A 25,210-nucleotide genomic window follows, 5' to 3' on the forward strand; every position below is an offset into this window, starting at 1 on the left:
AGGTTCATGGTCCGACCATGATTTGACGTCATCCTGCGTGAAACCGATGATATCCATCAGGCGGCGGAAACGGTATTGCGGGTGATCCTCGGCGGTCATGTCATCGTCCATCGCGTCCCAGACATGGGCGGGCAGATCGAAATCAAAACCGGGCAGGATGATCGCGCCTTGTGGCAGTTTCGCGACGGCCTGCATGAACAGCGCCGTCGCGCCGCGCGATCCGGTCGAGCCCGCGATGATGACCGGATGATCGGGTGGCGTGTCTTGCCAGCGGGCGGCCAGCGTTTCGATGACCATGCGTTGGCGTGCCTCTTTGTCGGGCGCTTGGTCCTGGTCGTCAAAATAGCGGGTGATGATTTTGACGAATTTGAGGGCGCGTTCCCAATGGCCGGATTCGTCGGCGACTTCGAGATTGGCGATCGTGTCGGGGTTGACGCCCTCGCCCTGCATTTCGTCCATCAGTTTCGCAAGGCTGTCGGAAAGATCGTAGAGCGCTGCCCGCGGTGCAAGATCGGGCTGTTGTTCCAGCAATTTGGCCACGAATTGGGACAATTCCAACCGCCTGTGCAGCGGTGATACCGCTGGCGGCAAGGCAAGCGAAACCGGATCATTGGCAAGGTCTGTGATCAGCCTGATGCGGGGAAGCAACCTTGCGGGGCCTGCGTCAAAGACGGCCCTGATCCGGCGCTGCATCCGTGTTGTGTTGACGTAGATTTCGACTCTTGCCAGATCATTGGGCGCCATCCCAGCTGTGCGGTTCAAGAGTCCTGCAACCAACCCGTCAGCGAAATCCACGCCGGGGGGACTTGCAAAGATGCGAGGGGTTTTGCCGGGGTCAAACATGCAGCATATCCTCGGCCAGCGGGATGCTTTCAGGCTGGCCGACATCGCACCATTTGCCTAGAAAACGTGTGCCAAAAAGCCCGCCGCGTGCTGCAATTCTATCCCATGCGGCGTTCATGGAAAACGCGGTGTCCGTGATCTCGCCCAGCACATCGGTCCGGATAATCTGGAGACCCGTGTAGATATCTTCCGGCGCGCGTTTCAGCCGTCCGTCCTTGTCGATCTCGAAATCACCTTTGCCCAGATGGCCCGCCACATCTTTCTTTTCGACCAGCAGCATCAGCGCCTCCATCTCGGGGCGCCAAGCATTGAGGATATGTGTGATCGGGTTTGGCCCCTGCCACACCGCATCTGTGTTCATCGTCAGGACCGGACTGGCGTCCAACAGTGGCAAGGCTTTCTTGAGGCCGCCGCCTGTTTCCAGAAGCTGTGCGCTCTCGTCAGAAAAGGTGATTTCCTGGCCTGCCAGATGCTGCCTGATCATGTCACCATGGTAGTGCAGGTTCACGACTTTTCGACCGACGGTGGCCGCGTTTGCGATATCCAGCGCGTAGTCGATCAGTGCTTTGCCAGCCACGTTGATCAGGGGTTTTGGCCGGTCTTTGGTCAGCGCGCCCATGCGTGTGCCACGCCCAGCGGCGAAAAAGAGGATGGGCAGTGTCATGTCGCGCGCCCCGCAAGCCGTGTTGCGGTGGGTTCGGGCACCTGATCCATCACCGCCTGTCGCAGTGTTGCCAGCGCGGGATCTTGCAAGTCTGCCGTGATGTGTGCCCATACGCGGGGCATGAAAGCGGCGTAGCGTGGTTTGTTGAGCGTGCTAACCAAGCGGGCGAAAACGCCCAAAATGCGCAGGTTACGCTGCACACCAAGGCAGGCAAGCGATGTGCGGAATGGTGTTGTTGCTTTGGTATGTGCCCCGAAATAAGTGATCATCTCCTCAACGACCGAAGGGCTGACATCGCGCCGCGCGTCCCGCAAAAGCGACGCAAGATCATAGCCGGGCGGGGCGACGAAAGCGTCCTGAAAATCAAGCAAACCGACCTGAGCTATGCCCGTTTTCTCTGCCCGCCAGATCAGGTTCTCGGCGTGATAGTCGCGCAAGGCCAGCACCGTTGGTTCGGGTGCGAACTCTTCGAGCGATTTTTTGACCTCGGAACAAAGGTCTGTAACAGGTGTGTGGGTATAATGAGTGCCGACAATCTCGATCATCTGTGCACCAACGGGAGGGGTGAGATGTGTGAGGTGCGGCGGTGGGGTGAGCTCTTCCAGCTTCAGCAGCACAGTCGTGGCGGATTGATAAAGCGTCCCCTCATCTGTCGGGGTTTGGCGCAACCATTGCGCATAGTCGGTCGTCCCAAGGTCACTCAGCAAGAGCAGGCCATTTTTTGCATCATGCAGCAGCACATCAGGGGCAGCAAAGCCCGCCTTGCGCAACAGCGTTGCGATTTCGACGAAGGGGACGGTGTCTTCGCCGTTCTCGGGCGGTGCATCCATCAGGATCGCCGATTGGCCGTGTGATGATAACCGATGATAACGTCGGGCAGAGGCATCACCGGCCAAGGGCGTGCGCATCCAGTCCTGCCATGCGGTATCAGTCAGAAAATTACGGATGAGAGCGGTGCGGTCAGACATGCAGGCCCTCAAGACGTTCGGACCACGGGTCTGGTCCATTGATCGTGACGTGATGCGCATGGGTGTTTGCGACAAAGGATAGGGTGAGCGCAGAGGCAGGGGCTGCATCGCCCAGTCTGTCAGGCCATTCGATCAGACAGATGGCGGTCTCAAACGCCTCGTCCAACCCCAACTCGAGCGCTTCGTCAGGGTGGGTCAACCGGTAAAGATCACAGTGCCAGATATCGCCACTGGCGTCCTCATAGGTTTGGACCAGCGTAAAAGTGGGTGATGGCACGTCCTCCATCCGGCCAAGTCGGGCGCGGATGACGCCGCGCGCAAAAGCGGATTTTCCAGCCCCGATCTCACCCTCCAGCAAAAGCGTATCGCCAGGCAAAAGCCGTGCTGCAATTTGCGAGGCCAATGCGCCGGTTGCGCCTTCATCGGCGAGGGAAAACTCAAACAGGGTGCGGGCCATGCACCGACATTATGGGGTTGCGCGGTGCCTGCAAGCAGAAATCAGCGCTTCATCAACTGTATCGCAGGATCAGCAGCCATCAGCTTTGTAAACTCGGGCCGTTTCGGGCGTGCGACCGAGAAACGCAGCATCGTCATGCCGCCTGCGATCGGGGTGGCGTGGCAGGACAGTTGCCGCCCATCATCCAGTAATACATCATCGTCCCACGGTTGCCGCGCACCAAGCTGCTGAATGAAATCACGCAGATTGTTCCAAATGGGCGATGGAATGCACTGGTTTTTCCAGATGCGCATTTCAGACTGCAGAACACGGTGTTCGAGAATGTGGTCTGTGTTGCTGGCCCAGAGATCGGCATAGGCCTGATTGGACATCACCAAAGTACCCGCCGAAGAAAACACCGCAATCGCGTCTGTAAGCGTATCAAGTACCGCTTGCCCTGTTTCGATATCCAACCGGAACCGCCGCGTTAGCGAGACCTCGGCGCTGATATCTTCGAACAGAAGTGCAAAAGCGCCATCAGGATAGGGCCGTCCGGTTACGCGGTATGTCTGCCCGTCGGGAAGAGACCAGTTCTTGCTGTAGGTGCCTTCCTTGGCGGCCGTTTCGACGGCCGTGAATTGTTCACGCCACGACACATAGTTTTTGGGTTCGGGCATCATGCGCATTTCGCGCAATCGGTCGAGTACCGTGTCGATTGTCGGGCTCACGCTGAGAAAATCAACCGGAAGGTTCGTCATGTCGAGCAGTGCCGGGTTGAACATGGTCAACTGCCTGTTGTTATCAAAGATGGCGATGCCGATGGACAATTCCGCAAAGGTTTTGCCAAGCGTTTTGACGAATTCGGTGCGTGCCGTGTCGGCCCGCACGACAGGGGTAGCGTCATTGGCAAAGTGCAGATAGCCGTCCGCGTGCTTGGCAGTGGAAATATCAAACCAGCGCTCTCTGCGGTCACCGGTCAGTTTGACGGCTACCCTGCGATCATGGGTTTCGACACCGCCTTTTTCTGGCTGAAACAGCGACATCTGCGTATGGCGTTTCAGCAGGTTTGCATAAGCATTATTCGCCCAAAGCAAATGCCCCTTGCTGTCTTCTTGCCAGATCAGTTGCGGTGAATTGGTAGCGATGCATTGCATCAGCGCGGCCTGTTTGTCGCGCGCCACATGGTGGAGCCGGTCGGTGGCTGCCTCATACGCGGGGGTTTCATCACCCTGGAGCGAGACACGCAGTTGTTGCTTGATGCGCCGGATCGCCACAAAAACAGACCGATCGCTTTCGCTACGGATTTGGAATTGCACTGCATTCAAGTCTGACAGCCGTTCCCTGAGCGTAGGAAACTCGACCTCTAGTACCAAAAGCATCGCATCCATATCGGTCAGGTTTCGGGGGCTATTATTGATCAGCGCCCAAGCCTGTGTTGTTGCATCGACGAGCTCGGTATCGTGAAAAAGAAAAACAGCGCCCTCGTCAGGGTGGGACTGGATATTGGAGCGCGGTGCTGTTCTGATTGCCCCGCTGGCCCGCAAAAGATACATGATCGCCATAGCGCCAACGACAGCCGCAGCCACGATGGCGCTAAACTCGACCAGGTTGATTACCATTTTTCGTCCGATCCTGCTCTACTCGGTGAAAGCATCCGTCAGGAAAGTTAATGTCGTGTTAATTATGGAAACAATGTCATGGCCAACTCGGGATTGGTTGGTTTTTGCCCAAGGGGGTGTCATTGGCCTGTCCGCGCAACAGCAGCGCATCGCTGGGCCAGCTGACCTCGACCACCGCGCCGCCTGTGGGGTGGCCTGTCCAACTCGCGTGACCGGGGCGGCGGCTGTTGGAAAATGAAAGCGTGGCGCCCGACCGTTCCAGCAGCGTTTTGGCGATAAACAGTCCCAGGCCCATCCCTTCATAGCCGGGTCTGCGTGCGCCATCTTCGGAAAAACGCCGCCGCCGGACGTAAGGGTCGCCGATACGCCCGATGACTGACTGTGGAAATCCACGGCCATCGTCAGAGATCTTGATATTGATCAGTGCTTCCGACCACGTCACATCGATCGTGACTTGAGTTTCTGAAAAATCGACAGCGTTCTGGATCAGGTTGCGCAAACCATGGATGATTTCAGGGCGCCTTTGGATATTGGGTTGTGTCAGGTTCGCGCCATCAAGCGGGAAGATATTGAATTCAACGTCTTTCCCGCGGTTCCGGTGCGGTTCGGCGGCTTCTCTGACAACAATTTCGATGGGTGCATTGCGCAGATGTAGATCGTCTTTTCCGACCCGCCCCATTGAGCGCAGAATATCGCGGCACCGGTCGGCCTGAGAGCTGATAAGTTCGGCATCATCCAGCAAATCAGGCCGGTCGGCCAGTTCTTCTTTCAACTCGCTGCTGACAAGTTTGATTGTCGCAAGCGGGGTACCCAATTCATGTGCGGTTGCCGCGACAACACCGCCAAGGTCGGTGAGCTTTTGTTCGCGCGACAAGGCCAGTTGGGTTGCGAGCAAGGCCTCGTTCATCGCGTTCATTTCGGATGTGACCTGCCGTGCATAGAAGGCCAAAAACACCAGACTGATCAGAAGTGCGACCCAAAATCCGAACTGGAACAGGACAGGAAGCACCAAAACCACGCCATCTGAGGTGATTAGCGGAAGATTATAGCTACTAATGACCGTGATGATCGTGATTGCAGCCAGCCCCAAGAAGATCGTGCTGCGCAGGTGAAGCACGGTGGCGGAAATCGTCACAGGCGCCAGCACAAGCATAGCAAAAGGGTTGTTCAAGCCACCCGTCAGATAGAGCAAAAGGCTCAATTGGATCAGGTCGAAGATAAGCCAGAGCGTTGCCTCAAAATCTGAAAGGCGCTTGTTTGAGGGGTAGGCGAACAACGAGACGAGGTTCGCAATGACTGCTGCGGTAACGACGAGGGCCGCCTGACCGACGGCGATTTCGATATTGTAAATGCGCACGGCCACAAGAATTGCGATGGCTTGTCCCACAACGGCAAACCAGCGCAGGGTCACAAGCGTCCGAAGGCGCACCCAGTCGGTGCGCTCTTGTCCTGTGATCAGCAAATTCCCTGTGGCCGACATAATCTGAGATCCAGTTCTACAATAACATGGTGAGGATAAGCCGTTTGCACACAGCTTCAATGTGCTCTGCGTTGTCGCCTGTGATTTGTCTTTGCAGGCTCTTGCGCAATTAACGCACAGGATAATCGCCAGCAATTTGACGACGGTCTGTTCTAGCCTATCTCACTTACAGAACTATGCATAGGGAAGCGCATGAACACCGTGGCCTTGGATTTGGGTGAAGACAAAAGCCTGCTGTTGGTAGATGACGACGAAGCATTTCTGCGTCGTCTTGCCAAAGCAATGGAAAAACGTGGTTTTAATGTCGAGATGGCAGGTTCTGTTGCGGCAGGAAAGGCGATATCGACAGCGCGGCCGCCAGCCTATGCAGTTGTTGATTTGCGGTTGGAAGATGGCAACGGTCTTGATGTGGTAGAGACATTGCGCGCCCGCCGTCCGGACGCACGGATTGTGGTTTTGACAGGGTACGGTGCAATTGCGACAGCGGTCGCTGCGGTCAAGATCGGGGCGACGGACTATCTTTCAAAGCCTGCGGATGCGACTGACGTGACAAATGCTTTGCTTGCTTTGAAGGATGAGTTGCCGCCACCGCCAGAAAACCCGATGAGCGCAGATCGTGTGCGGTGGGAGCATATTCAGCGGGTTTATGAGCTGTGTGATCGCAATGTTTCCGAAACCGCGCGTCGTTTGTCGATGCACCGGCGGACGCTGCAACGTATTCTGGCCAAGCGCAGCCCGCGCTAGTCTTCGGCTTCGCCGTCGCGGCTAAGTAGGCCGAATTTGCGTAATTTCACGTAAAGTGACTGGCGCGAAAGACCCAGCATCTCGGCGGCGGCGACGCGGTTGTTCATCGTCAACTCAACCGCTGTTTCGATACACATTTTTTCCACGACATTGGTTGTTTCCGACACAATGTCTTTCAGTGTCGCACTGCCAACAAGTTCGGCCACGGAGCGCATGCTTTCGTCGCTGCTGGGGTGCGGGCGCGATTGTGTTGTGTCACTGCGGCTTGCATCGCGCAGCACAAAGGCAAAAATCGTCTGCTGACCGGCCAGTAACCGCGTTACAGAAATATCCATCGCACGCGGGCTGCCATATTCGCCGGCAAGCTTTGTCGCATAGTTCCGCATCCGCCCGGCGCGCTGTGCGTTCTCAGCCATCACTTTGAAATCAACGCTGCCACGTTGCAGATAATCGGCAAGGCTCCTGCCACGCACGTTGATATCATGGGCCACATCAATGAGATCGAGGAATGCGTCATTGGCAGACAGCACGTCACCGTTTTCGGCGGTAAAGACGATCGCCTCGGGTCCGTCCGCATAGAGTGCGTGGAGATTATGGTTCAAATCATCGGCGAGCGCGCTGCCCTCACCTTCTGGGACGAGGCGGCAGAGCAGAATGCGTTCACCTGCGGCGCGGAAGAGCGTTGGAAAAACTTGTACCGACGATCCGTTACCGCGCAAATCGGCAAGAAAGACATTCTTCACACCCGAGATTGCCTGCGACGCCAGAGTATCAACCATATCACCGCGTTTGCGTCCCTCAAAACAACCCGAAAGCTGGTTACCGATGAGGTTTTCAAGCGGGCGGTCAAGTAATGCCACTGCTGCCGAGTTTGCTTCGGTGATTTCGCCGGTGGAAACGGATACAAAAACAATCGCTTCCGAGGTGCTCTCCATCAGAACGCGAAAGCGGGTGTCATATTCGCGCTGGGTTTCGTAGTCGCGCTCGAGCGAAAGCTGTGCTTCGACCAATTGCTGCTGCATTTCCGCGATCGGGCGCAAATCGCGACCCAAAAGCAGGATTGCGCCATCAGGCCCGATGCGATGGAAACTGTATTTGACGGGTGATTCCCACCGTTTATTACTATCGGTATGGTTCAGCTCGACTGGCCGAACCCGTGTCTTGCCATCCAGAAACTCTGACAAACGGCTGTCGAATTTCGAGACGCTTTCGATTGTCAGTGTTGTGCGAATGTCTTTGTTTTCCCAATTTTCCAATTGGCGGAAGACATCATTGGAAGGGTTTACAAGAACAGAAAGGATGGTGCCGTTTCCCGAAATGACTACGCCCACATCTGCCACTTCGGCGATGATGTCGCCAAGTATCTCGGGGGCAATCAAAGGGATTGCGCCGCTGTTCCAGTATTTGGTTCCGCGGGACGTCATTGATGACGCCTGTAACTGAGGACCTTCTTCATGGCTTAGGTCCCGCCCTTGGCGTGCGCTTTGTTCTGCTCGGTTTGTTGTAGGCCGCAAAGTCTTAGGGCCTCATCTGGTCTTTTTGTGGCATAGTTAGCCCCTGTCAGCGCCGTTACGTCATCAGTCTTCTCAACATCAAGAATGGAGCCGCCGACCACAATAGGACAAGGATCCTTGTACGAAGTTCTAATAACATCAATGATATGGCGCAACGATTCAAGCGTTTCGCCAGCGGATGAAGATATAAATACAGCGTCAAACTTAGTATGTGACAGCCGATTGGCAATATCTTCCGGTTTGCCGCCTAAAACAAGCTTCACAGAAAAACCCTTGCGCCGCAGCTGGCTGCTTAGGACGATCGCGCCAAGCGTGTGATACACCTCTTGCGGTACAATCAACAGAATTGACGCGTTCTCATTTTCCGTCGCGCTATCGCTGGCCCAATTGGGACCCAATGCACGCATCATGGCCTGCAAACGTGATACACCTATTGTCACCCCTGCAAAACCGAGCTGATCCACGCACCACATGTCACCCATATCACGCGCAAGGGCCGGGATATAAAAGTCAGCGAGGTCTTCTGGGCGTATCCCATCAGCAAGTGCCGCCTTGATCGCACGTCGGCTGGCTTCGGGGTTCTGGCTGAGTGCTGCGTCTTTCAAATCCTCAAAGAGGACGGGATCAAGATGTCGCGAAATATCTTCGGTCACTGCTTCAGCGACACGACGCCCGACAACGCCCCGTGGCACCTGAGGCACTACCGGCTCTTTCTTGACGCCAAACTTATGACGATCGGCCATTCGCTTGTCCTTTGGCTGAAGTACTGCGCGGAGGCGTTCTATACAGCAATTGCGTTATTGTCAGGTGTGATGCACTGAATGTCAAAGTAAATTGACATATTTGATAGCGACAGCGGGCAGATATTTGAAAAACTCCATATAAAATTATAACTTAAGTCTGATTTTGGCGTCAAGTTAGTGCACAGCTACATTCGGTCACAGTGTGTAAGTTAAAGTTGACACATGGGGTAAATGACACTTATTCTTGACACAAGACACTGTCAGGGAAGCTTAACATGGCCATTGCCAACACGAATACAGCAGGTGTGCAAACACTCGGCAGGCGGCTATACTCTGATGCAGAACGGGCGCGCCGCGACGCGACTAAATGGACCCTTGTTCAGGGCGTCTTGGCCCCTCTTCAGTTCCTCGTTTTTCTTGTCTCGCTCGCACTGGTGATACGCTACCTGATCACCGGGGCAGGCTATGACGTTGCGACTGTGTCGATCGTCATCAAAACCGCCGTTTTGCTATTGATCATGGTGACCGGTGCGATCTGGGAAAAAGTGGTCTTTGGACAGTACTTGTTTGCACCCGCGTTCTTCTGGGAAGATGTTTTCAGCTTTGCGGTTATCGCATTGCATTTGCTTTATATTTTTGCGCTCTATGCGAACACGCTATCGCCAAGCGGTCTGATGTATCTGGCGCTTGTGGCTTATGCGGCCTACGTCATCAACGCAGCCCAATTCGTATGGAAACTGCGCCTCGCGCGTTTGGATGCGGAGGCGCGGGCATGAACGTCCCTCTCCCCCCGACAAACGGCGGTTGCCGGACAGCGCCGATCCTCAAGGAACGTGGCCAGCGCGAGGTGTTCTGCGGGCTGACCGGGATCATCTGGTTGCATCGCAAAATGCAGGACGCGTTCTTTCTGGTTGTCGGGTCACGGACCTGCGCCCATCTGCTGCAATCGGCGGCGGGCGTGATGATTTTCGCCGAACCACGATTCGGCACAGCGATTCTCGAAGAGCAGGATCTGGCCGGTATGGCCGATGCCCATGTCGAGCTGGACCGCGAGGTCGAAAAGCTTTTGGCGCGTCGTCCTGACATCCGTCAGCTGTTTTTGGTCGGGTCTTGCCCGTCCGAAGTGATCAAGATTGATCTGGCGCGCGCGGCAGAACGTCTCAGCCAGGTGCATGCGCCTCATGTGCGGGTGCTGAATTATTCCGGCTCTGGCATCGAGACGACTTTTACTGAAGGTGAAGATGCCTGCCTCGCGTCGATGGTGCCTGTTCTGAAGGACACCAACGCGCGCGAACTGCTTGTTGTTGGTGCGCTGCCTGATGTTGTCGAAGATCAGATGGTGTCGCTCCTCACTGATATGGGTATCGGCCCGATCCGCCTGCTCCCAGCGCGCCGGATTGATGACACGACTGCGGTCGGCGAAAACACGGTGTTTGCGCTGACCCAGCCGTTCCTTGGTGATACGCATGCCGCACTTGAACGTCGTGGCGCGCGCCATCTGGCGGCGCCTTTTCCCTTTGGCGATGAAGGCACGACCGCGTGGTTGCGCACGATTGCGACAGAGTTTGGCGTCAGCGCCGAAACCTTTGAAGCCGTCACTGCCGCCCCGCGCGCCCGTGCGCGCAAAGCGATTGCGCAAGCAGCCGAGGCGCTGCGCGGCAAATCGGTGTTCTTCTTTCCCGACAGCCAGCTTGAAATCCCGCTAGCACGGTTTCTGACCCGCGAATGCGGTATGACTGCGATCGAAGTGGGCAGCCCCTATATTCACGACGCGCTGCATGGCCCCGATCTTGATCTGCTGCCAGCAGGCCCGCAGATTTCCGAAGGACAGGATGTGGATAAACAACTGGCCCGCGCCCGTGCTGCGCGCCCTGACCTGACGGTGTGCGGCCTTGGTCTTGCCAACCCGCTTGAGGCGGAGGGGCTGTCGACCAAATGGGCGATCGAACTGGTCTTTACACCTGTGCATTTCTACGAACAGGCGGGTGATTTGGCTGGTCTCTTCTCGCGTCCGTTGCGGCGCAAAGCCGTTCTCCAAATGGAGGCCGCCGAATGAAACTGACCGTCTGGACATACGAAGGCCCGCCCCACGTAGGTGCAATGCGCGTCGCCACGGCGATGAAAGGCCTGCACTATGTGCTGCATGCCCCGCAGGGCGATACCTATGCCGATCTGTTGTTCACGATGATCGAGCGGCGCAATCATCGCCCGCCGGTCAGCTATACCACATTCCAGGCACGTGATCTGGGTGCCGATACCGCGACCTTGTTCAAAGCATCCTGTCAGGATGCCGTTGATAGGTTCCAGCCCGAGGCGATTATCGTGGGTGCGTCCTGCACTGCGGAATTGATTCAGGATGATCCGGCGGGTCTGGCCGAAACAATGGGTCTGTCGATCCCCGTCATTCCGCTGGAATTGCCAAGCTATAGTCGCAAGGAAAACTTTGGCGCGGATGAGACGTTTTACCAGATCGTCAAAGCACTGGCCCAACCACAAGAGCGTACGGCGCGTGTGACCTGCAACATTTTGGGACCAACAGCGCTGGGCTTTCGTGCCCGCGATGATGTGGAAGAACTCACCGGGCTTTTGTCTGAAATGGGGATCAACGTGAATGTCGTTGCCCCTTTGAACGCAACACCTTCTGATATTGCACGCCTCCCTGCTGCGCATTTCAATGTGTTGTTGTCGCCCGAAACCGGTGAGGCGGCGGCGCGGTTCTTGGAAAAGAACCATGACCAGCCGTTCACCAAGGTTGTACCGATTGGTGTTGGCGCGACACGCGACTTTATCAAGGAAGTGGTTGCAATCACTGGCAAAACCGTTGCAGTCGACGAAAGCCGCCTGCGGATGCCGTGGTGGTCGCGCTCGGTCGATAGTACCTATCTGACTGGCAAGCGCGTCTTTATCTTCGGGGATGGTACCCACGTGGCCGCCCATGCGCGGATCGCCCGCGACGAGATGGGTTTCGAAGTTGTTGGCATGGGTTGTTACAACCGCGAAATGGCGCGTCCTATTCGGGCGCTGGCCAAGGAATACGGCGTCGACGCCCTCATTACTGATGACTATCTGGAAGTCGAAGCCGCGATTGAAGCGCTCAGCCCTGAAATGATCCTTGGCACCCAGATGGAGCGCCATATCGGCAAGCGTCTGGGCATTCCCTGTGCTGTCATTTCCGCGCCCGTCCATGTGCAGGATTTCCCCGCCCGCTATTCCCCGCAGGTGGGTTTCGAAGGCGCGAATGTGATCTTTGATACGCTGATCCATCCGCTGGTGATGGGTCTGGAAGAGCATCTTTTGACAATGTTCCGCGATGATTTTGAATTCCACGATGACGCCGGCGCAAGCCACCACGGCGGCAAGGCGAAAGCCAAGGTCGAAGAAACCGTGGATGCGCCGACAGTGCCGCAGGGCGACAACGTAATCTGGCTGTCGGATGCGGAACGCGAACTGAAGAAGATCCCGTTCTTTGTGCGCGGCAAGGCACGCCGCAACACCGAAACCTTCGCTTTGGAAAAGGGCCTTCACGAAATCAGCCTTGATACGCTCTATGAGGCAAAGGCACATTATGCGCGATGAAGTGATGCATAAGCCCTACCGCGTGGTGATTGTCACGCTGGATGCCCACGCAGCGGGACCGGCCTTGCGTGTGTCCGCGCGTTTGGCACCGGATTTCCCGGGGCTGGATGTGCAGGTGTTTTCAGCCGCCGAGTGGTCTGAATCACCAGATGCACTGACCCGCGCACGCGAAGCTGTCGCGCAAGGCGATATCATCATCGCGAACCTTCTGTTTCTCGAAGAACACGTGCAGGCCATTTTGCCCGCGATGCAGGCCCGTCGCGCGGATTGCGATGCGTTGCTGGGTGTCATTGCTGATGGCGAGATCGTCAAACTGACCCGTATGGGTGACTTGGACATGTCCAAGCCTGCCAGCGGTGCCATGGCGCTCTTGAAGAAGTTACGCGGCGCGTCCAAGCCGACCGCCGATAGCGGTGCCAAGCAGATGAAGACGCTGCGCCGCCTGCCGAAGATACTGAAACTGATCCCCGGCAAGGCGCAGGATCTCCGCGCTTGGTTCCTGGCGATGCAGTATTGGCTTGGTGGCTCTGACGATAATGTCGAGCAGATGATCCGCTTCCTGATTGGCCGCTATGCGAACCGTGCCGACTGGCGTGGCGCACCTGCTGCGTTGCCGATCGAGTACCCTGATGTGGGTCTCTACCACCCGGATCTGCCGGATCATAAGATTGTCACTGATCTTGCCGATTTGCCGCGGCCTGCGACCCCTGTTGCAACAGTCGGTTTGCTGATGCTGCGCTCCTACATCCTTGCCTCTGACTGCGCTCACTACGATGCCGTTATTCGCGCGTTCGAGGCCAAAGGTGTCCGTGTCATCCCTGCCTTCGCAGGTGGTCTTGACGGGCGTCCGGCGATTGAAAACTATTTTCAGGGCAACATTGACGCGCTGGTGTCACTCACCGGTTTCTCGCTGATTGGTGGGCCTGCCTATAACGACAGTGACACAGCCGTTGCTGTGCTGGGTGCGTTGAACGTGCCCTATATTGCCGCCCAACCGCTGGAATTCCAGACGCTTGGGCAGTGGGCGCAAAGCGGTCAGGGTCTTGGCCCGATTGAAACGACAATGCTGGTCGCCCTGCCCGAGATTGACGGCGCGACAAACCCGACTGTTTTTGCCGGTCGTCATGGTGTCGGTGGCTGTAACGGATGTTCGGTCAACTGTGCCGTGCAATCAGATTGCAAGGCAATGGCGCCCTGCCACGAGCGGATTGCAAGCCTTGTTGAAAAGACGCGGCGCCTGGCGGTCCTGCGGCGCAAGGAAAATGCCGACAAGAAAGTTGGCATTGTTATTTTTGGTTTCCCGCCGAATGCCGGTGCCGTTGGCACGGCGGCCTATCTGGGCGTGTTTGAAAGCCTGTTCAACACGCTGAACAAGATGAAAACTGACGGCTATCGCGTTGATGTGCCCGCCACGGTTGACGATCTGCGCGCCATGATTTTGCAGGGCAATAGCGCCCAATACGGCCAGCAGGCCAATGTTGCCGCCCATATTGATGCCGACACAATCGTGCGCACCAGCCCGCATCTGGCCGAGGTTGAGACGGTCTGGGGTCCGGCACCGGGGAAAATCCAGTCCGACGGACGCGGCGTTTATGTGCTGGGCCATCATTTCGGGAATGTTTTTGTCGGCGTGCAGCCTGCCTTCGGGTATGAGGGCGATCCCATGCGCCTGCTCTTTGAGCGTGGCTTTGCCCCGACGCACGCTTTTGTCACCTTCTATCTGTGGCTGCGCAATACGTTCAAAGCCGATGCCTTGCTGCATTTCGGGATGCATGGCGCGCTTGAATTCATGCCGGGCAAGCAGGCGGGTCTGGGGGCTGATGACTGGCCGGACCGTTTGATCGGCGAGATGCCGAATATCTACCTTTATGCCGCCAATAACCCGTCAGAGGCGACACTGGCCAAGCGCCGGTCCAATGCGATTATTGTCACGCATTTGACACCACCTTTGACCACGGCGGGTTTGTACAAAGGCCTGGCTGATCTCAAGGACAGCCTGACCCGTTGGCGTGAAATGCCAGCCGAGGACCACCAGCGCGCCGATCTGGAACAACTGATCCGTGATCAGGCCCATGCCGTTGATATGAAGGCAGGCGATATTGATGGTCTGTGGCTCAAGCTCTTGGAAACCGAAGGGTCGCTGATTACCGAAGGCCTGCATGTTGTGGGCAAGCCGTTGTCCGATGCCGCGCGCGCCGAAATGGTCGCGATGATGCCCGCGGGTGAGGCGGCAGATCGTGCGGCGGAACTGCTGAAAGAAGATCACGAACTGCCTGCGCTGATGCGCGCACTCTCGGGCCATTTTATTGCGCCTGTGCCCGGTGGTGATCTGATCCGTTCGCCCCAGATTGTGCCCACCGGCCGGAATATCCATGCATTCGATCCGTTCCGCATGCCCACCGCATTCGCGATGGCCGAGGGTGCCAAGCAGGCCGATTTACTTCTCGCAACCCATGCCAGCGTGCCCGGAACCGTTGCTTTGGTGCTTTGGGGCTCGGATAACATCAAATCCGATGGCGGACCGATTGCGCAGGCGTTGTCGCTGATGGGTGCTGTGCCACGGTTTGACAATTTTGGCCGTCTTGCCGGCGCCGATCTGATCCCGCTCGCCACCTTGGGACGTCCGCGCATTGACGTGGTGATGACGCTCTCGGGCATCTTCCGCGATCTGCTACCTTTGCAGACCAAGATGCTGGCCGAAGCGGCACTGAAATGCGCCCAAGCCGATGAACCGCTGGCACAGAATTTCATTCGCGCCCATGCGCTCGCTTATGCCGAAGAGATGGGATCCGATCTTGAAACCGCGGCTTTGCGTGTCTTCAGCAATGCAGAAGGCGCCTATGGGTCCAACGTGAACCAGTTGGTGGACAGCTCTGCCTTTGGGGATGAGGATGAATTGGCCGATGCTTATGAGGCGCGCAAATCCTTTGCCTATGGCGTGAACGGCAAGGCCGCCCAGAACCCCGCTTTGCTGCAAAAAGCGCTGAAAGACGTGGATCTGGCCTATCAGAACCTTGAATCGGTCGAACTGGGTGTCACCACCGTTGACCATTATTTCGACACGCTGGGCGGCATTTCCCGTGCCGTGAAACGCGCCAAAGGTGGGCAAAGCGCCCCTGTCTATATCGGCGATCAGACCAAAGGTGCCGCCAAGGTACGGACCTTGCAGGATCAGGTAGCCCTTGAAACACGCAGCCGCAGCTTGAACCCCAAATTCTATGAGGCCCTGCTGAACCACGGCCATGAGGGTGTTCGCCAGATCGAGGCGCATGTGACCAACACGATGGGCTGGTCCGCGACCACAGGCGAGGTTGAGCCTTGGGTGTACCAGCGCCTTTCCGAGACGTTCGTTCTGGACGAAGCCATGCGCAACCGTTTGGCGGCGCTGAACCCGCAAGCCTCGATGCGGATGGCAAACCGCCTGCTTGAGGCATCCGACCGCGCCTATTGGTCACCCGACGAAGACACATTGGCCGCCCTGCAGGATGCAGCGGACGCCCTTGAAGATCGCATGGAAGGGGTCGCAGCAGAATGACCGCTTTCACAATGAATAAAATGGAAAGGACTCTGATATGAGCCCGAGAGATGAAGTACCAAACCTGCGCGGCCAAGATGGCGAAGGGTCCGTTCAAGTGCATCAGCCTGAAGATGCCAAGATCGAAGGCGCAAAAGTGTTTGCGGTCTACGGCAAGGGCGGGATCGGTAAATCGACCACCTCTTCCAACCTGTCGGCGGCGTTTTCCATGCATGGCAAGCGCGTGTTGCAGATTGGCTGTGATCCCAAGCATGACAGTACGTTCACGCTGACAGGGACGCTTGTCCCGACGGTGATTGACATCCTCAAGGACGTCGATTTCCATTCTGAGGAACTGCGCCCCGAGGATTTCATCTTTGAGGGTTTCAACGGCGTCAAATGCGTCGAGGCCGGTGGCCCCCCTGCAGGGACAGGCTGTGGTGGTTATGTTGTTGGCCAGACCGTGAAATTGCTGAAGCAACACCACCTGCTGGAAGATACCGATGTCGTGATTTTTGACGTGTTGGGCGACGTGGTGTGTGGTGGCTTTGCCGCCCCGCTGCAACACGCCGATCGTGCCTTGATCGTGACCGCGAACGACTTTGACAGCATCTATGCAATGAACCGGATTATCGCGGCGGTGCAGGCGAAATCATCCAACTACAAGGTCCGTCTGGCGGGTTGCGTCGCAAACCGCAGCAAGGACACCGATGAGGTGGACCGCTATTGCAAGACCGTTGGGTTTAACCGCCTTGCGCATATGCCCGATCTTGATGCGATCCGTCGCAGCCGTCTGAAGAAGAAGACCCTGTTCGAGATGCCCGACGACGAAGACGTCGTGCAGGTGCGCAAGGAATATATGCGGCTTGCCGAAACGCTGTGGAACGGGACGTTGCCGATGGCACCTGAATGCCTGCCTGATCGTGAAATCTTTGAATTGTTGGGTTTTGACTAATGGCCAATTACGCCACCACACGTGACAGGGTCGAACACTATTTCGACCGCACGGCCACCAAGGTCTGGGAGCAGCTGACATCAGATGCGCCCGTATCCGGTGTGCGTGCGACCGTGCGTGCGGGGCGTGACCAGATGCGTGCCCTGATGCTGGCGCAACTGCCTGAAGACCTGCGCGGTGCGCGGGTTCTGGATGCAGGGTGTGGCACGGGTACGATGGCGGTCGAGCTGGCCCAGCGGGGCGCAGATGTTGTGGCCGTTGATATCTCGCCTGCTTTGGTGGGGATCGCGGAACAGCGGATGCCGGCCAGTCTGGGTGGCAATATTACCTGGGTTGCTGGCGACATGCTCGACAGCACGACGGGCGTGTTTGACTACATCCTCGCGATGGATTCGATGATCTACTACAGCGCGCCGGACATCGCCGGACTGCTTGCCAAGGCCAGCCCGCGTCTGGAGGGCAGGTTTGTCTTTACCATCGCCCCGCGCACCCCGGCCCTGATGGCCATGTGGCGTGTCGGCAAGATGTTCCCGCGCGCGGACCGCAGCCCTGTGATGGTGCCGCAAACCGTGATCGGCGTTGCAGATGCCTTGCGCACATCCGGCGTAAAGGGGCGCCTGAAAGAGATCGAGCGGGTCAAATCAGGCTTCTATATTTCAATGGCATTGTCATTCGAGGGTCCAAAGTCATGATCTTCAAGGCATCATCCCTCAAGAAGATCTCGGTTGATCTTTTGCCGTTCAGCGATGCGGTGAGCGATGATCTGCCGCTGGGCCAGTTGCTGCGCCTGTCTTTGTTCCAGGTGTCGGTCGGTATGGCGGCGGTGATGCTTTTGGGCACGTTGAACCGTGTGATGATTGTGGAACTGGGGATTGGCGCAACGCTGGTGGCCGCAATGATCGCGATCCCTGTGCTGGTGGCGCCGTTCCGTGCGCTCGTTGGGCATAAATCGGATAACTATAAATCCGCCATCGGGTGGAAGCGTATTCCCTATCTGTGGTTCGGCACGATGTGGCAGTTCGGTGGTCTTGCGATCATGCCGATGGCCTTGCTTGTGCTGTCCGGCGACCGCACGCTTGATTTCCCGATTGCGGGCTATGTGGGTGCAGGTCTGGCGTTCTTGTTGACCGGCATCGGGATGCATATGACGCAGACCGCCGGTCTGGCGCTGGCCGCTGACCGCGCGACGGAAGAAACGCGGCCCAAGGTCGTTGCGCTGCTTTATGTGATGAACCTGCTGGGCATGGCGTTTTCTGCCATTCTGATTGGTGCGCTATTGCGCGATTATTCCGCGCTGCGCTTGGTGCAGGTGGTGCAGGGCACAGCGGTTCTGACCCTGCTGTTGAACCTGATTGCCCTGTGGAGGCAGGAAAAGGTCAAGCCGATGACCAGAGCACAGCGCGAAGAGGCAAGCCCGACATTCCGCGATGCGTGGAATGATCTGGCCGCCGGTGGTGATGCGGGCCGTCTGCTTGCAGTCGTCTTTATTGGGACGATGGCCTTTAACATGCAGGACGTGCTGCTTGAGCCTTATGGCGGTGAGATCCTCGGGCTGTCCGTGTCCGCCACAACCTTGCTGACAGCCGTGTGGGCGCTGGGCGCGCTGGTCGGTTTCGGGTTTGCTGCGCGCTGGCTGGCAAAGGGTGTTGACCCTTACCGGATGTGCGCGCGTGGTATCCTTGCGGGTATTGTGGCGTTTTGCGCTGTTATCTTTTCGGCCCCTATCGGGTCGCCTGTCCTGTTTTATCTCGGCGCGGCCCTGATCGGGTTCGGAGGCGGCCTTTTCGGCGTCTCGACCCTGACCGCTGCCATGACAATGCCCGCGATCGGCAAAGCCGGTCGTGGTTTGGCCCTTGGCGCATGGGGGGCTGCACAAGCCACCGGCGCGGGGCTGTCCATCTTTATCGGGGGCACTATGCGTGACCTTGTGAACCATGCCGCTGGGAACGGCACCTTGGGAGAGGCGCTCGCCACGCCTGCCACCGGCTATTCGGTCGTTTATCACACCGAAATTGGCCTCTTATTCCTAACCCTGATTGTGCTGGGGCCGCTTGTGCGGTTGCGGCCCATAACCACCGGGGGGTCTGCCAAGCTGGGATTGGCAGATTTCCCGACCTAACCACCGAAAGGAAAAACCAATGGTTGGTGTAGAATTTTTTGGAAACTTCGATCTGGCGAGCGCAGCAATATGGCTCTTCTGGATCTTCTTTGCGGGGCTTGTCTATTACCTGCAAACTGAAAACATGCGTGAAGGCTATCCTTTGCGCGACGACGCCGATGGCGTGCCTGCCAACGAGAGCCTGTTTCCTTTGCCAAAGGAAAAGACCTTCAAACTGCGCGATGGCCGCGGTGAACTGACAGTGCCTTCGCGCGCATTCGAAGACAGCAAAATGCGGACTGATCTTGCCCTGGTGCAGTCGTCTGCTTCGACAGGTTCGCCGTGGATTCCAACCGGTGATCCGATGGTTGATGGTGTTGGTCCTGCTGCCTGGGCGCCGCGCCGCGATGCGCCGGAACTGGACGCGCATGGCCACATCAAGATCAAGCCGATGTCGATGCTGCCGGACTTCAAGGTCTCTGCCGGTCGTGATCCGCGTGGCAAGGTTGTTGTCGGTGGAGATGGTGAAGTTGTCGGGCGTGTCACCGACATGTGGGTCGACGTGCCCGAGCAGTTGGTCCGCTTTCTGACGGTTGATCTGAACCCCGAAGGCACAGGCAAAACACGCCTGATCCCCATGAACCTTGCCAAGATTGGAACTGACCGTGTGACGGTCAAATCCCTTTACGCAAGCAACTGGGACAATGTGCCAGCGACCAAAAGCATGGAGCAGGTCACCCTGCTCGAGGAAGACAAGATCATGGCGTATTACGCCGGCGGCACGATGTACGCCTCCTGATCCGGTCTGATGAAAACACGTTGCGTTCCCGGTTCGCCACCGGGGCCGCCCTGGCTACGAAAGGGAACCTACCATGAGCCACGACGACTTTAACTTTGAACCCATCAGGGGCCTGCCAGAGCAGCTGCCCGAAGGGGAACATATCTTGTGGCAGGGTGCCCCTGATCCGCGGCTCTTGGCGCGCGAAGCGCTGGGTGTGCGCTGGGTTGCAGCCTATTTTGCATTGCTTGCCTTTTGGCGGGTGGGTGTTTCAGCAGCGGACGTGCCGTTCGGAATTGCACTTATGCACGGTGTACCCTTTGTAATTTCGGGTTTGATCGCCTGCGGTATCCTTTACGGGATTGCCTATGTGCAGGCGCGTTCCACAGTTTACACGCTGACGAACAAGCGCGTAGCGATGCGGATTGGCGCGGCTCTGACGATGACGCTGAACCTGCCCTACACATGGATCGGGACCGCCAAGCTGGACCTGAAACCATCGGGCCACGGCACATTGGCGTTTGAGTTGATTGGCGAGACCCGCATTTCCTATCTGATGTCATGGCCGCACGTCCGCCCTTGGCGGATGGCGCGCACGCAACCTGCGCTGCGCTGCATCCCTGACGCGCAGAATGTCGCCCGGATCTTTGCCGAAGCGGCCGAGACCCGGATTTCCGAGCCACGCATCGAACGCGTGTCAAAACAAGACGGCAGCGCCGTCGCAGCGGAGTAAGTCATATGTCACAACTTGAACAACAAATGCGCCACCGCGACCGTGATATGGTTCCACGTTTTCTGGTGCAGGCCATGTTTGGTCTGATGGCGGCAGCCCTTGCCTTGGTGGCCTATGCGCAATGGTTTGACGTGCCGAACCGTGGTGTGCTGATAGAGGCACCCGTCGTCCAGTCGCTTGAGATTGTGATGGAGGGCAACCGTAGCGGGGTTTACGAAGTCAGAACGCCAGAGGGTGAATTGCTCGCCTCTTCTTCTGATCACAAAGGCGGTTTTCTGGGTGTGATTGGCCGCGTCGTGGAACGGTCGCGCTATGTGAATAACGCCTCGCAAACTGCGCCAATCACCGTCGTGCGCCGCGAAAACGGCAATATCGCCATCATTGATGATACCACCGACCTGCGGGTCGAGTTGATTGGTTATGGTAAAGATAACGTAGCAGCCTTCGCAAGACTGCTGGACTGAAACCAAACGCAGGTTAGCCCCCTGCGTTGAATGTGAAAGGGAACTCACATGGGACTATTTACAAGAGAGAAAGAGACTGCGCCCTGCACGGTCACGATCTCGCACCGGTTCGAGGAACTGTCGGCGCATGTGCGTCTGGATAATGGCGCCGTCATCTATCCGGGTGACACGGTGCAGGTGCAGGGACCAGAGATTATGGCCGCCTTTGGCGAGATGATCGAGGAAAAGCGCACTGCGGTCATTACCCGCGCCAGCAAACTCGAACAGCTTTGGACCCGCGCCACCGGCGATTTCGAGTTCATGGAGCTTTGCGAATTTTCCTTTAGCGAAGAGGTGATGTCATGAACATGCACTCATCCACAGCCGCCACCGCCGAAGAGGCGATTGCCGCACAAGAGGCCTTGCCGCCGCTGACCAATGAAGAAGCGACAAAGGTGGCGATGTCCAACACGCTGCTGACGCCGCGTTTCTACACCACCGATTTTGACGAGATGGATGCGATTGATGTGTCCTCGGTCCGCGAAGATTGGGACGTGTTGATTGGCCAGATGAAGGCTGACCCCAACAAGGGCCACTTCAAGAAGAACGAAGACTGGGACCATGTGGATTGGGACGGCATGGAGCCGAAACTGAAGGCCGAGTTCATCGACTTCCTGATCTCGTCCTGCACGGCCGAATTCTCGGGCTGTGTCCTGTATAAAGAAATGAAGCGCCGTGGTTCGAACCCCGATATCACCGAGTTGTTCCAACTCATGGCCCGCGATGAGGCCCGCCATGCCGGTTTCATCAATGATGCGTTGCGCGAAGCAGGGATTGCCGTGAACCTCGGGTTCCTGACGCAGGCCAAGAAGTACACGTACTTCCGCCCCAAGTTCATCTACTATGCGACTTATCTTTCCGAAAAGATCGGTTATGCGCGCTACATCACGATCTTCCGTCACCTTGAGGCGCACCCCGAGCACCGCTTCCACCCCATTTTCAAATGGTTCCGTGAATGGTGCAACGACGAGTTCTCCCATGGTGAGGCCTTTGCCCTGCTGCTGAAAACCGACCCCAAGCTGACGCAAAGCTGGGCGAACCGCATGTGGATCAAATTCTTCCTGACGGCTGTCTTCTCGACGATGTGGGTCCGCGACCACCAGCGCCCTGAATTCCACAAGGCGCTGGGCGTTGATCCCAAATGGTACGGCCAAGAGGTGTTCCGCAAGACCTCTGAAATCTCGACACAGGTCTTCCCGATGACCTTGGACATCGACCACCCCCGTTGGGAACCCACCCTGAACCGGATGCAGGATGCCAATGTGCAGATCGCTGCAGGCCGCAAGCAAGGCGGGATCGGCGGCTGGGTCAAGCGGATGGCCGGATCGGCCAAGGCCGGTTACGCCTTCGTCAGCCTGCTGACAATTCCGGTTCACAAGAACGCTGTCCCTGACAGCCCACGACTGGAGCCGGCATACTGATGACATCGCCCTGGATCGCATCGCTGATCGCTATTTTCGCCTGGTGGTTCGCCACCGGTGCGATTTTGGTGGCGGTGCGGCGGGCGGACCGTTTGGATCGCCATGGCATGACCACTTTTATGGGCTTGCCGTTGCTGGCGGTCGGTATCTGGGCCGTGGCGGTGTCTTTGCATGATGCCAGCGTCGTTGGAGTCTACATCGGCTTTGCAGGGGCCTTGGCAATCTGGGGCTGGATCGAACTTGCGTTTCTTGCGGGTGTGATCACTGGTCCCATGCGCGATGATTGCCCCCCCGGTCTTGCCGGGCGGGATAGGTTCTTTCGTGCATTCTCAACTGTGGCTTACCACGAACTGGCGCTGACACTTGGCCTTTGGGGTCTGGTGATCGCATCAGAAGGTGCCCCGAACCGGATCGCACTCGCAATCTATCTGGTGCTGTTCATTGCGCGTATTCTGGCAAAGCTGAACCTTTATTACGGTGTGCCGCGGATCAACACGGAATTCGTGCCGCTTAGGCTGAACCATCTGAAATCCTATTTCCGGCGCGGTCCGGTGACACTCGCGTTCCCAGCCGCGATCACCATTCTGACCGCGCTGCTGGCCATCTGTGCCGAGCGGCTCTGGTCCGCCGGATCAGAGGTGACTGTCGCAGGTTATGCCCTGCTTACTGCAATGGCAGGCCTCGCTCTGCTTGAACACTGGCTGATGGTGATTCCACTGCCTGATGCAAAACTCTGGCGCTGGATGCTTCCGGCGCAAAAAACGATGTCCAAAGAAGAAAGATAAGACCGATGGATTTTGACGCACTTTTCAATGCACAGCTGTCCCAACTCAAACAGGACGGCAACTATCGGTACTTTGCCGAACTTGAACGCCAATGCGGAAAATTTCCGCGTGCGGCCAACCACGATGAAGACGGCGTGCGTGATGTGACCGTCTGGTGTTCCAACGACTATCTGGGCATGGGTCAACACCCCAAGGTCATCAGCGCGATGTGTGAAGCGGTTGAGCGTACCGGCACCGGTGCAGGCGGGACGCGCAATATCTCGGGCACGAACCATGACCACCTTTTGCTGGAACGTGAGCTGGCCGATCTGCATGGCAAAGAGGCGGCACTGCTTTTCACCTCTGGCTACGTGTCGAACTGGGCCGCGCTGAGTACGTTGGGCAGCCGCTTGCAGGACTGCGTGATCCTGTCGGATGCGGGCAACCATGCGTCGATGATCGAAGGTATCCGCCATTCCCGCGCCAATAAGGTGATCTGGAAACACAACGACGTGCATGATCTGGAAATGAAGCTGCGCTGTCTGCCAGCCGATGTGCCCAAGATTGTTGCCTTTGAAAGCGTCTATTCCATGGATGGCGATATCGCCCCGATCAAGGAGATCGTCGAAGTCGCCGAAAAATACGGCGCGATGACCTATCTGGATGAGGTCCATGCCGTTGGCATGTACGGTCCGCGCGGTGGCGGTGTCAGCGAACGCGAAGGGCTTGCCGACCGGATCACCCTGATCGAAGGGACATTGGGCAAAGCCTACGGTGTTGTCGGTGGCTACATCACCGGCTCTGCGGCACTGTGCGATTTTATCCGTAGCTTTGCGTCGGGGTTCATCTTTACCACAGCGCTGCCGCCTGCGGTGGCTGCTGCTGCGCGTACTTCGATCGCGTATCTCAAGGAATCCGAGATTGAACGCGCCCAACAACGCCGCCAAGTGGCGCGTCTGCGTGCGGCGCTTGATCGTGAGGGGATCCCGCATATGCCAAACGACAGCCATATCGTGCCGGTGATGATCGGTGATCCTGTCAAGACGCGCATGTTGGCCGATTATCTGATGCGCGAATGGGATGTTTATGTGCAGCCGATCAACTATCCGACAGTTCCCAAAGGGACTGAGCGGCTCCGGTTCACGCCATCACCGCTGCATACGGATGCAGATATTGATCACCTTATCAATGCTTTACGGGTATTGTGGCGCCAATGCGCGCTCGCGCATGCGGTGGCATAACGCGTATCACGGATTCTTTTGCATGCAGGGGTGGACCCTTTGGTTTCCCGCGTTACATTAAGCGCCGACTGGGGCGAACGGTCACAGAACTAGATCGAAGAGGAATACGATCATGAAACGTTTTACTATCGCAGCAGCATTTGCTGTTCTTTCCGCACCCGCCTTTGCTGACGGCCACGCCGCGACGATCGGTGACGTTGCAGCTGGCGAAGAGCAATTTAACCGTCAGTGCGTTGCCTGCCACGTAGTTGCAGACGCATCCGGCGAGGTTCTTGCAGGGCGCAACGCGCGTACAGGCCCAAACCTTTATGGTATTGCTGGTCGCGCAATCGGAGCAGATGAAGACTTCCGCTACAGTGATGGGCTGATCGAACTGGGCGAAGCTGGATCGCTTTGGACAGAAGAAGCATTCGTCGGCTACGTTCAGGACCCGACAGGCTGGCTGCGTGAAACACTCGACAACCGTCGTGCACGCGGCAAGATGGCCTATCAGGTGCGCGACGAAGGTCAGGCATATGACCTTTACGCTTACCTCGCGACATTTGCGGCTGAAGAATAAGAGTCACAACGGGCAACCGTTCTTCTGAATGAAAAAAGGCTGTCGGGGAAACCCGGC

23 protein-coding genes and 1 pseudogene are annotated in these 25,210 nt (G+C 57.2%); 16 read left to right on the forward strand and 8 right to left on the reverse strand.

Going from position 1 to position 25,210, the window contains the following annotated elements:
• From VGP75_RS09345 to regB, 6 genes and pseudogenes are all read right to left on the reverse strand, one after another.
• Positions 1-843 (reverse strand): annotated as a pseudogene (locus VGP75_RS09345) (double-strand break repair protein AddB); the annotation flags it as partial.
• On the reverse strand, positions 836-1,507 hold the full coding sequence (locus VGP75_RS09350; RefSeq protein WP_327543402.1) for a nucleotidyltransferase family protein: 672 nt from the start codon (positions 1,505-1,507) through the stop codon (positions 836-838). The gene VGP75_RS09350 and the pseudogene VGP75_RS09345, both read right to left, overlap by 8 nt.
• Positions 1,504-2,475, reverse strand: a complete 972-nt coding sequence (locus VGP75_RS09355; protein ID WP_327543403.1) for an aminoglycoside phosphotransferase family protein — start codon at positions 2,473-2,475, stop codon at positions 1,504-1,506. Before VGP75_RS09355 ends, VGP75_RS09350 begins: the two co-directional genes overlap by 4 nt.
• Positions 2,468-2,932, reverse strand: a complete 465-nt coding sequence (tsaE, locus tag VGP75_RS09360; protein ID WP_327543404.1) for a tRNA (adenosine(37)-N6)-threonylcarbamoyltransferase complex ATPase subunit type 1 TsaE — start codon at positions 2,930-2,932, stop codon at positions 2,468-2,470. The genes VGP75_RS09355 and tsaE overlap by 8 nt, the downstream gene beginning before the upstream one ends.
• A gap of 41 nt (positions 2,933-2,973) precedes the next feature.
• Positions 2,974-4,530 carry a PAS-domain containing protein gene (locus VGP75_RS09365; protein ID WP_327543405.1) on the reverse strand — a complete coding sequence of 519 codons (1,557 nt, stop codon included), beginning with the start codon at positions 4,528-4,530 and terminating at the stop codon, positions 2,974-2,976.
• Between the two features lie 76 nt (positions 4,531-4,606).
• The gene (gene regB / locus VGP75_RS09370) at positions 4,607-6,010 is read right to left on the reverse strand and encodes a sensor histidine kinase RegB (protein WP_327543406.1); all 1,404 of its coding nucleotides are present in this window, start codon (positions 6,008-6,010) and stop codon (positions 4,607-4,609) included.
• Positions 6,011-6,202: 192 nt separating this feature from the next.
• Here regB and VGP75_RS09375 point away from each other — a divergent pair, with 192 nt between their 5' ends.
• Entirely contained in the window at positions 6,203-6,754 is a 552-nt protein-coding gene (locus tag VGP75_RS09375; RefSeq protein ID WP_327543407.1) for an ActR/PrrA/RegA family redox response regulator transcription factor, read from the forward strand.
• On the opposite strand, the gene ppsR is transcribed toward VGP75_RS09375, so the two are convergent.
• Both ppsR and VGP75_RS09385 read right to left on the reverse strand, forming a co-directional pair.
• Positions 6,751-8,178, reverse strand: coding sequence for a transcriptional regulator PpsR (gene ppsR / locus VGP75_RS09380; protein ID WP_327543408.1), 1,428 nt, complete (start codon positions 8,176-8,178; stop codon positions 6,751-6,753). The genes VGP75_RS09375 and ppsR overlap by 4 nt on opposite strands.
• Positions 8,179-8,213: 35 nt before the next feature.
• Complete coding sequence (locus VGP75_RS09385; protein ID WP_327543409.1) at positions 8,214-9,011, reverse strand: cobalamin B12-binding domain-containing protein; 798 nt, start codon at positions 9,009-9,011, stop codon at positions 8,214-8,216.
• Positions 9,012-9,286: 275 nt separating this feature from the next.
• On the opposite strand from VGP75_RS09385, the gene bchF reads away from it, so the two are divergent.
• The 15 genes from bchF (at position 9,287) to VGP75_RS09460 (ending at position 25,153) form a co-directional block, all read left to right on the forward strand.
• Positions 9,287-9,787 carry a 2-vinyl bacteriochlorophyllide hydratase gene (gene bchF, locus VGP75_RS09390; RefSeq protein WP_327543410.1) on the forward strand — a complete coding sequence of 167 codons (501 nt, stop codon included), beginning with the start codon at positions 9,287-9,289 and terminating at the stop codon, positions 9,785-9,787.
• Entirely contained in the window at positions 9,784-11,067 is a 1,284-nt protein-coding gene (locus VGP75_RS09395) for a ferredoxin:protochlorophyllide reductase (ATP-dependent) subunit N (RefSeq protein ID WP_327543411.1), read from the forward strand. The genes bchF and VGP75_RS09395 overlap by 4 nt, the downstream gene beginning before the upstream one ends.
• On the forward strand, positions 11,064-12,587 hold the full coding sequence (gene bchB, locus VGP75_RS09400; protein WP_327543412.1) for a ferredoxin:protochlorophyllide reductase (ATP-dependent) subunit B: 1,524 nt from the start codon (positions 11,064-11,066) through the stop codon (positions 12,585-12,587). Before VGP75_RS09395 ends, bchB begins: the two co-directional genes overlap by 4 nt.
• Complete coding sequence (locus VGP75_RS09405) at positions 12,577-16,122, forward strand: magnesium chelatase subunit H (protein ID WP_327543413.1); 3,546 nt, start codon at positions 12,577-12,579, stop codon at positions 16,120-16,122. The genes bchB and VGP75_RS09405 overlap by 11 nt, the downstream gene beginning before the upstream one ends.
• 37 nt (positions 16,123-16,159) lie before the next feature.
• Complete coding sequence (gene bchL / locus VGP75_RS09410) at positions 16,160-17,056, forward strand: ferredoxin:protochlorophyllide reductase (ATP-dependent) iron-sulfur ATP-binding protein (protein WP_327543414.1); 897 nt, start codon at positions 16,160-16,162, stop codon at positions 17,054-17,056.
• Complete coding sequence (bchM, locus tag VGP75_RS09415; RefSeq protein ID WP_327543415.1) at positions 17,056-17,748, forward strand: magnesium protoporphyrin IX methyltransferase; 693 nt, start codon at positions 17,056-17,058, stop codon at positions 17,746-17,748. The genes bchL and bchM overlap by 1 nt, the downstream gene beginning before the upstream one ends.
• Positions 17,745-19,175 carry a PucC family protein gene (locus VGP75_RS09420; RefSeq protein ID WP_327543416.1) on the forward strand — a complete coding sequence of 477 codons (1,431 nt, stop codon included), beginning with the start codon at positions 17,745-17,747 and terminating at the stop codon, positions 19,173-19,175. The genes bchM and VGP75_RS09420 overlap by 4 nt, the downstream gene beginning before the upstream one ends.
• A 19-nt stretch (positions 19,176-19,194) precedes the next feature.
• The gene (puhA, locus tag VGP75_RS09425; protein ID WP_327543417.1) at positions 19,195-19,953 is read left to right on the forward strand and encodes a photosynthetic reaction center subunit H; all 759 of its coding nucleotides are present in this window, start codon (positions 19,195-19,197) and stop codon (positions 19,951-19,953) included.
• Between the two features lie 73 nt (positions 19,954-20,026).
• Positions 20,027-20,665: a photosynthetic complex putative assembly protein PuhB gene (puhB, locus tag VGP75_RS09430; RefSeq protein ID WP_327543418.1), complete on the forward strand. Its 639-nt coding sequence runs from the start codon at positions 20,027-20,029 to the stop codon at positions 20,663-20,665.
• Positions 20,666-20,670: 5 nt separating this feature from the next.
• Positions 20,671-21,129: a photosynthetic complex assembly protein PuhC gene (gene puhC, locus VGP75_RS09435; protein ID WP_327543419.1), complete on the forward strand. Its 459-nt coding sequence runs from the start codon at positions 20,671-20,673 to the stop codon at positions 21,127-21,129.
• Between the two features lie 48 nt (positions 21,130-21,177).
• Positions 21,178-21,474: an O2-dependent cyclase accessory protein gene (locus tag VGP75_RS09440; protein WP_110277794.1), complete on the forward strand. Its 297-nt coding sequence runs from the start codon at positions 21,178-21,180 to the stop codon at positions 21,472-21,474.
• Positions 21,471-22,589 carry a magnesium-protoporphyrin IX monomethyl ester (oxidative) cyclase gene (acsF, locus tag VGP75_RS09445; RefSeq protein WP_327543420.1) on the forward strand — a complete coding sequence of 373 codons (1,119 nt, stop codon included), beginning with the start codon at positions 21,471-21,473 and terminating at the stop codon, positions 22,587-22,589. The genes VGP75_RS09440 and acsF overlap by 4 nt, the downstream gene beginning before the upstream one ends.
• Positions 22,589-23,374, forward strand: a complete 786-nt coding sequence (gene puhE, locus VGP75_RS09450; RefSeq protein ID WP_327543421.1) for a putative photosynthetic complex assembly protein PuhE — start codon at positions 22,589-22,591, stop codon at positions 23,372-23,374. Before acsF ends, puhE begins: the two co-directional genes overlap by 1 nt.
• Positions 23,375-23,379: 5 nt before the next feature.
• Positions 23,380-24,594, forward strand: coding sequence for a 5-aminolevulinate synthase (hemA, locus tag VGP75_RS09455; RefSeq protein ID WP_327543422.1), 1,215 nt, complete (start codon positions 23,380-23,382; stop codon positions 24,592-24,594).
• Positions 24,595-24,706: 112 nt separating this feature from the next.
• A complete protein-coding gene (locus VGP75_RS09460; protein WP_327543423.1) occupies positions 24,707-25,153 on the forward strand; it encodes a c-type cytochrome in 447 nt (148 codons plus the stop codon).
• Positions 25,154-25,210 lie beyond the last annotated feature (57 nt).

Source organism: Yoonia sp., assembly GCF_036007805.1.
Taxonomy (GTDB): Bacteria; Pseudomonadota; Alphaproteobacteria; order Rhodobacterales; family Rhodobacteraceae; genus Yoonia.

Excerpts from the sequence above, each read along its gene's own strand:
- VGP75_RS09350 (WP_327543402.1), bottom strand. The coding sequence starts at position 1,507 with ATGACACTGCCCATCCTCTTTTTCGCCGCTGGGCGTGGCACACGCATG.
- VGP75_RS09355 (WP_327543403.1), bottom strand. The coding sequence starts at position 2,475 with ATGTCTGACCGCACCGCTCTCATCCGTAATTTTCTGACTGATACCGCA.
- tsaE (WP_327543404.1), bottom strand. The coding sequence starts at position 2,932 with ATGGCCCGCACCCTGTTTGAGTTTTCCCTCGCCGATGAAGGCGCAACC.
- VGP75_RS09365 (WP_327543405.1), bottom strand. The coding sequence starts at position 4,530 with ATGGTAATCAACCTGGTCGAGTTTAGCGCCATCGTGGCTGCGGCTGTC.
- regB (WP_327543406.1), bottom strand. The coding sequence starts at position 6,010 with ATGTCGGCCACAGGGAATTTGCTGATCACAGGACAAGAGCGCACCGAC.
- VGP75_RS09375 (WP_327543407.1), top strand. The coding sequence starts at position 6,203 with ATGAACACCGTGGCCTTGGATTTGGGTGAAGACAAAAGCCTGCTGTTG.
- ppsR (WP_327543408.1), bottom strand. The coding sequence starts at position 8,178 with ATGACGTCCCGCGGAACCAAATACTGGAACAGCGGCGCAATCCCTTTG.
- VGP75_RS09385 (WP_327543409.1), bottom strand. The coding sequence starts at position 9,011 with ATGGCCGATCGTCATAAGTTTGGCGTCAAGAAAGAGCCGGTAGTGCCT.
- bchF (WP_327543410.1), top strand. The coding sequence starts at position 9,287 with ATGGCCATTGCCAACACGAATACAGCAGGTGTGCAAACACTCGGCAGG.
- VGP75_RS09395 (WP_327543411.1), top strand. The coding sequence starts at position 9,784 with ATGAACGTCCCTCTCCCCCCGACAAACGGCGGTTGCCGGACAGCGCCG.
- bchB (WP_327543412.1), top strand. The coding sequence starts at position 11,064 with ATGAAACTGACCGTCTGGACATACGAAGGCCCGCCCCACGTAGGTGCA.
- VGP75_RS09405 (WP_327543413.1), top strand. The coding sequence starts at position 12,577 with ATGCGCGATGAAGTGATGCATAAGCCCTACCGCGTGGTGATTGTCACG.
- bchL (WP_327543414.1), top strand. The coding sequence starts at position 16,160 with ATGAGCCCGAGAGATGAAGTACCAAACCTGCGCGGCCAAGATGGCGAA.
- bchM (WP_327543415.1), top strand. The coding sequence starts at position 17,056 with ATGGCCAATTACGCCACCACACGTGACAGGGTCGAACACTATTTCGAC.
- VGP75_RS09420 (WP_327543416.1), top strand. The coding sequence starts at position 17,745 with ATGATCTTCAAGGCATCATCCCTCAAGAAGATCTCGGTTGATCTTTTG.
- puhA (WP_327543417.1), top strand. The coding sequence starts at position 19,195 with ATGGTTGGTGTAGAATTTTTTGGAAACTTCGATCTGGCGAGCGCAGCA.
- puhB (WP_327543418.1), top strand. The coding sequence starts at position 20,027 with ATGAGCCACGACGACTTTAACTTTGAACCCATCAGGGGCCTGCCAGAG.
- puhC (WP_327543419.1), top strand. The coding sequence starts at position 20,671 with ATGTCACAACTTGAACAACAAATGCGCCACCGCGACCGTGATATGGTT.
- VGP75_RS09440 (WP_110277794.1), top strand. The coding sequence starts at position 21,178 with ATGGGACTATTTACAAGAGAGAAAGAGACTGCGCCCTGCACGGTCACG.
- acsF (WP_327543420.1), top strand. The coding sequence starts at position 21,471 with ATGAACATGCACTCATCCACAGCCGCCACCGCCGAAGAGGCGATTGCC.
- puhE (WP_327543421.1), top strand. The coding sequence starts at position 22,589 with ATGACATCGCCCTGGATCGCATCGCTGATCGCTATTTTCGCCTGGTGG.
- hemA (WP_327543422.1), top strand. The coding sequence starts at position 23,380 with ATGGATTTTGACGCACTTTTCAATGCACAGCTGTCCCAACTCAAACAG.
- VGP75_RS09460 (WP_327543423.1), top strand. The coding sequence starts at position 24,707 with ATGAAACGTTTTACTATCGCAGCAGCATTTGCTGTTCTTTCCGCACCC.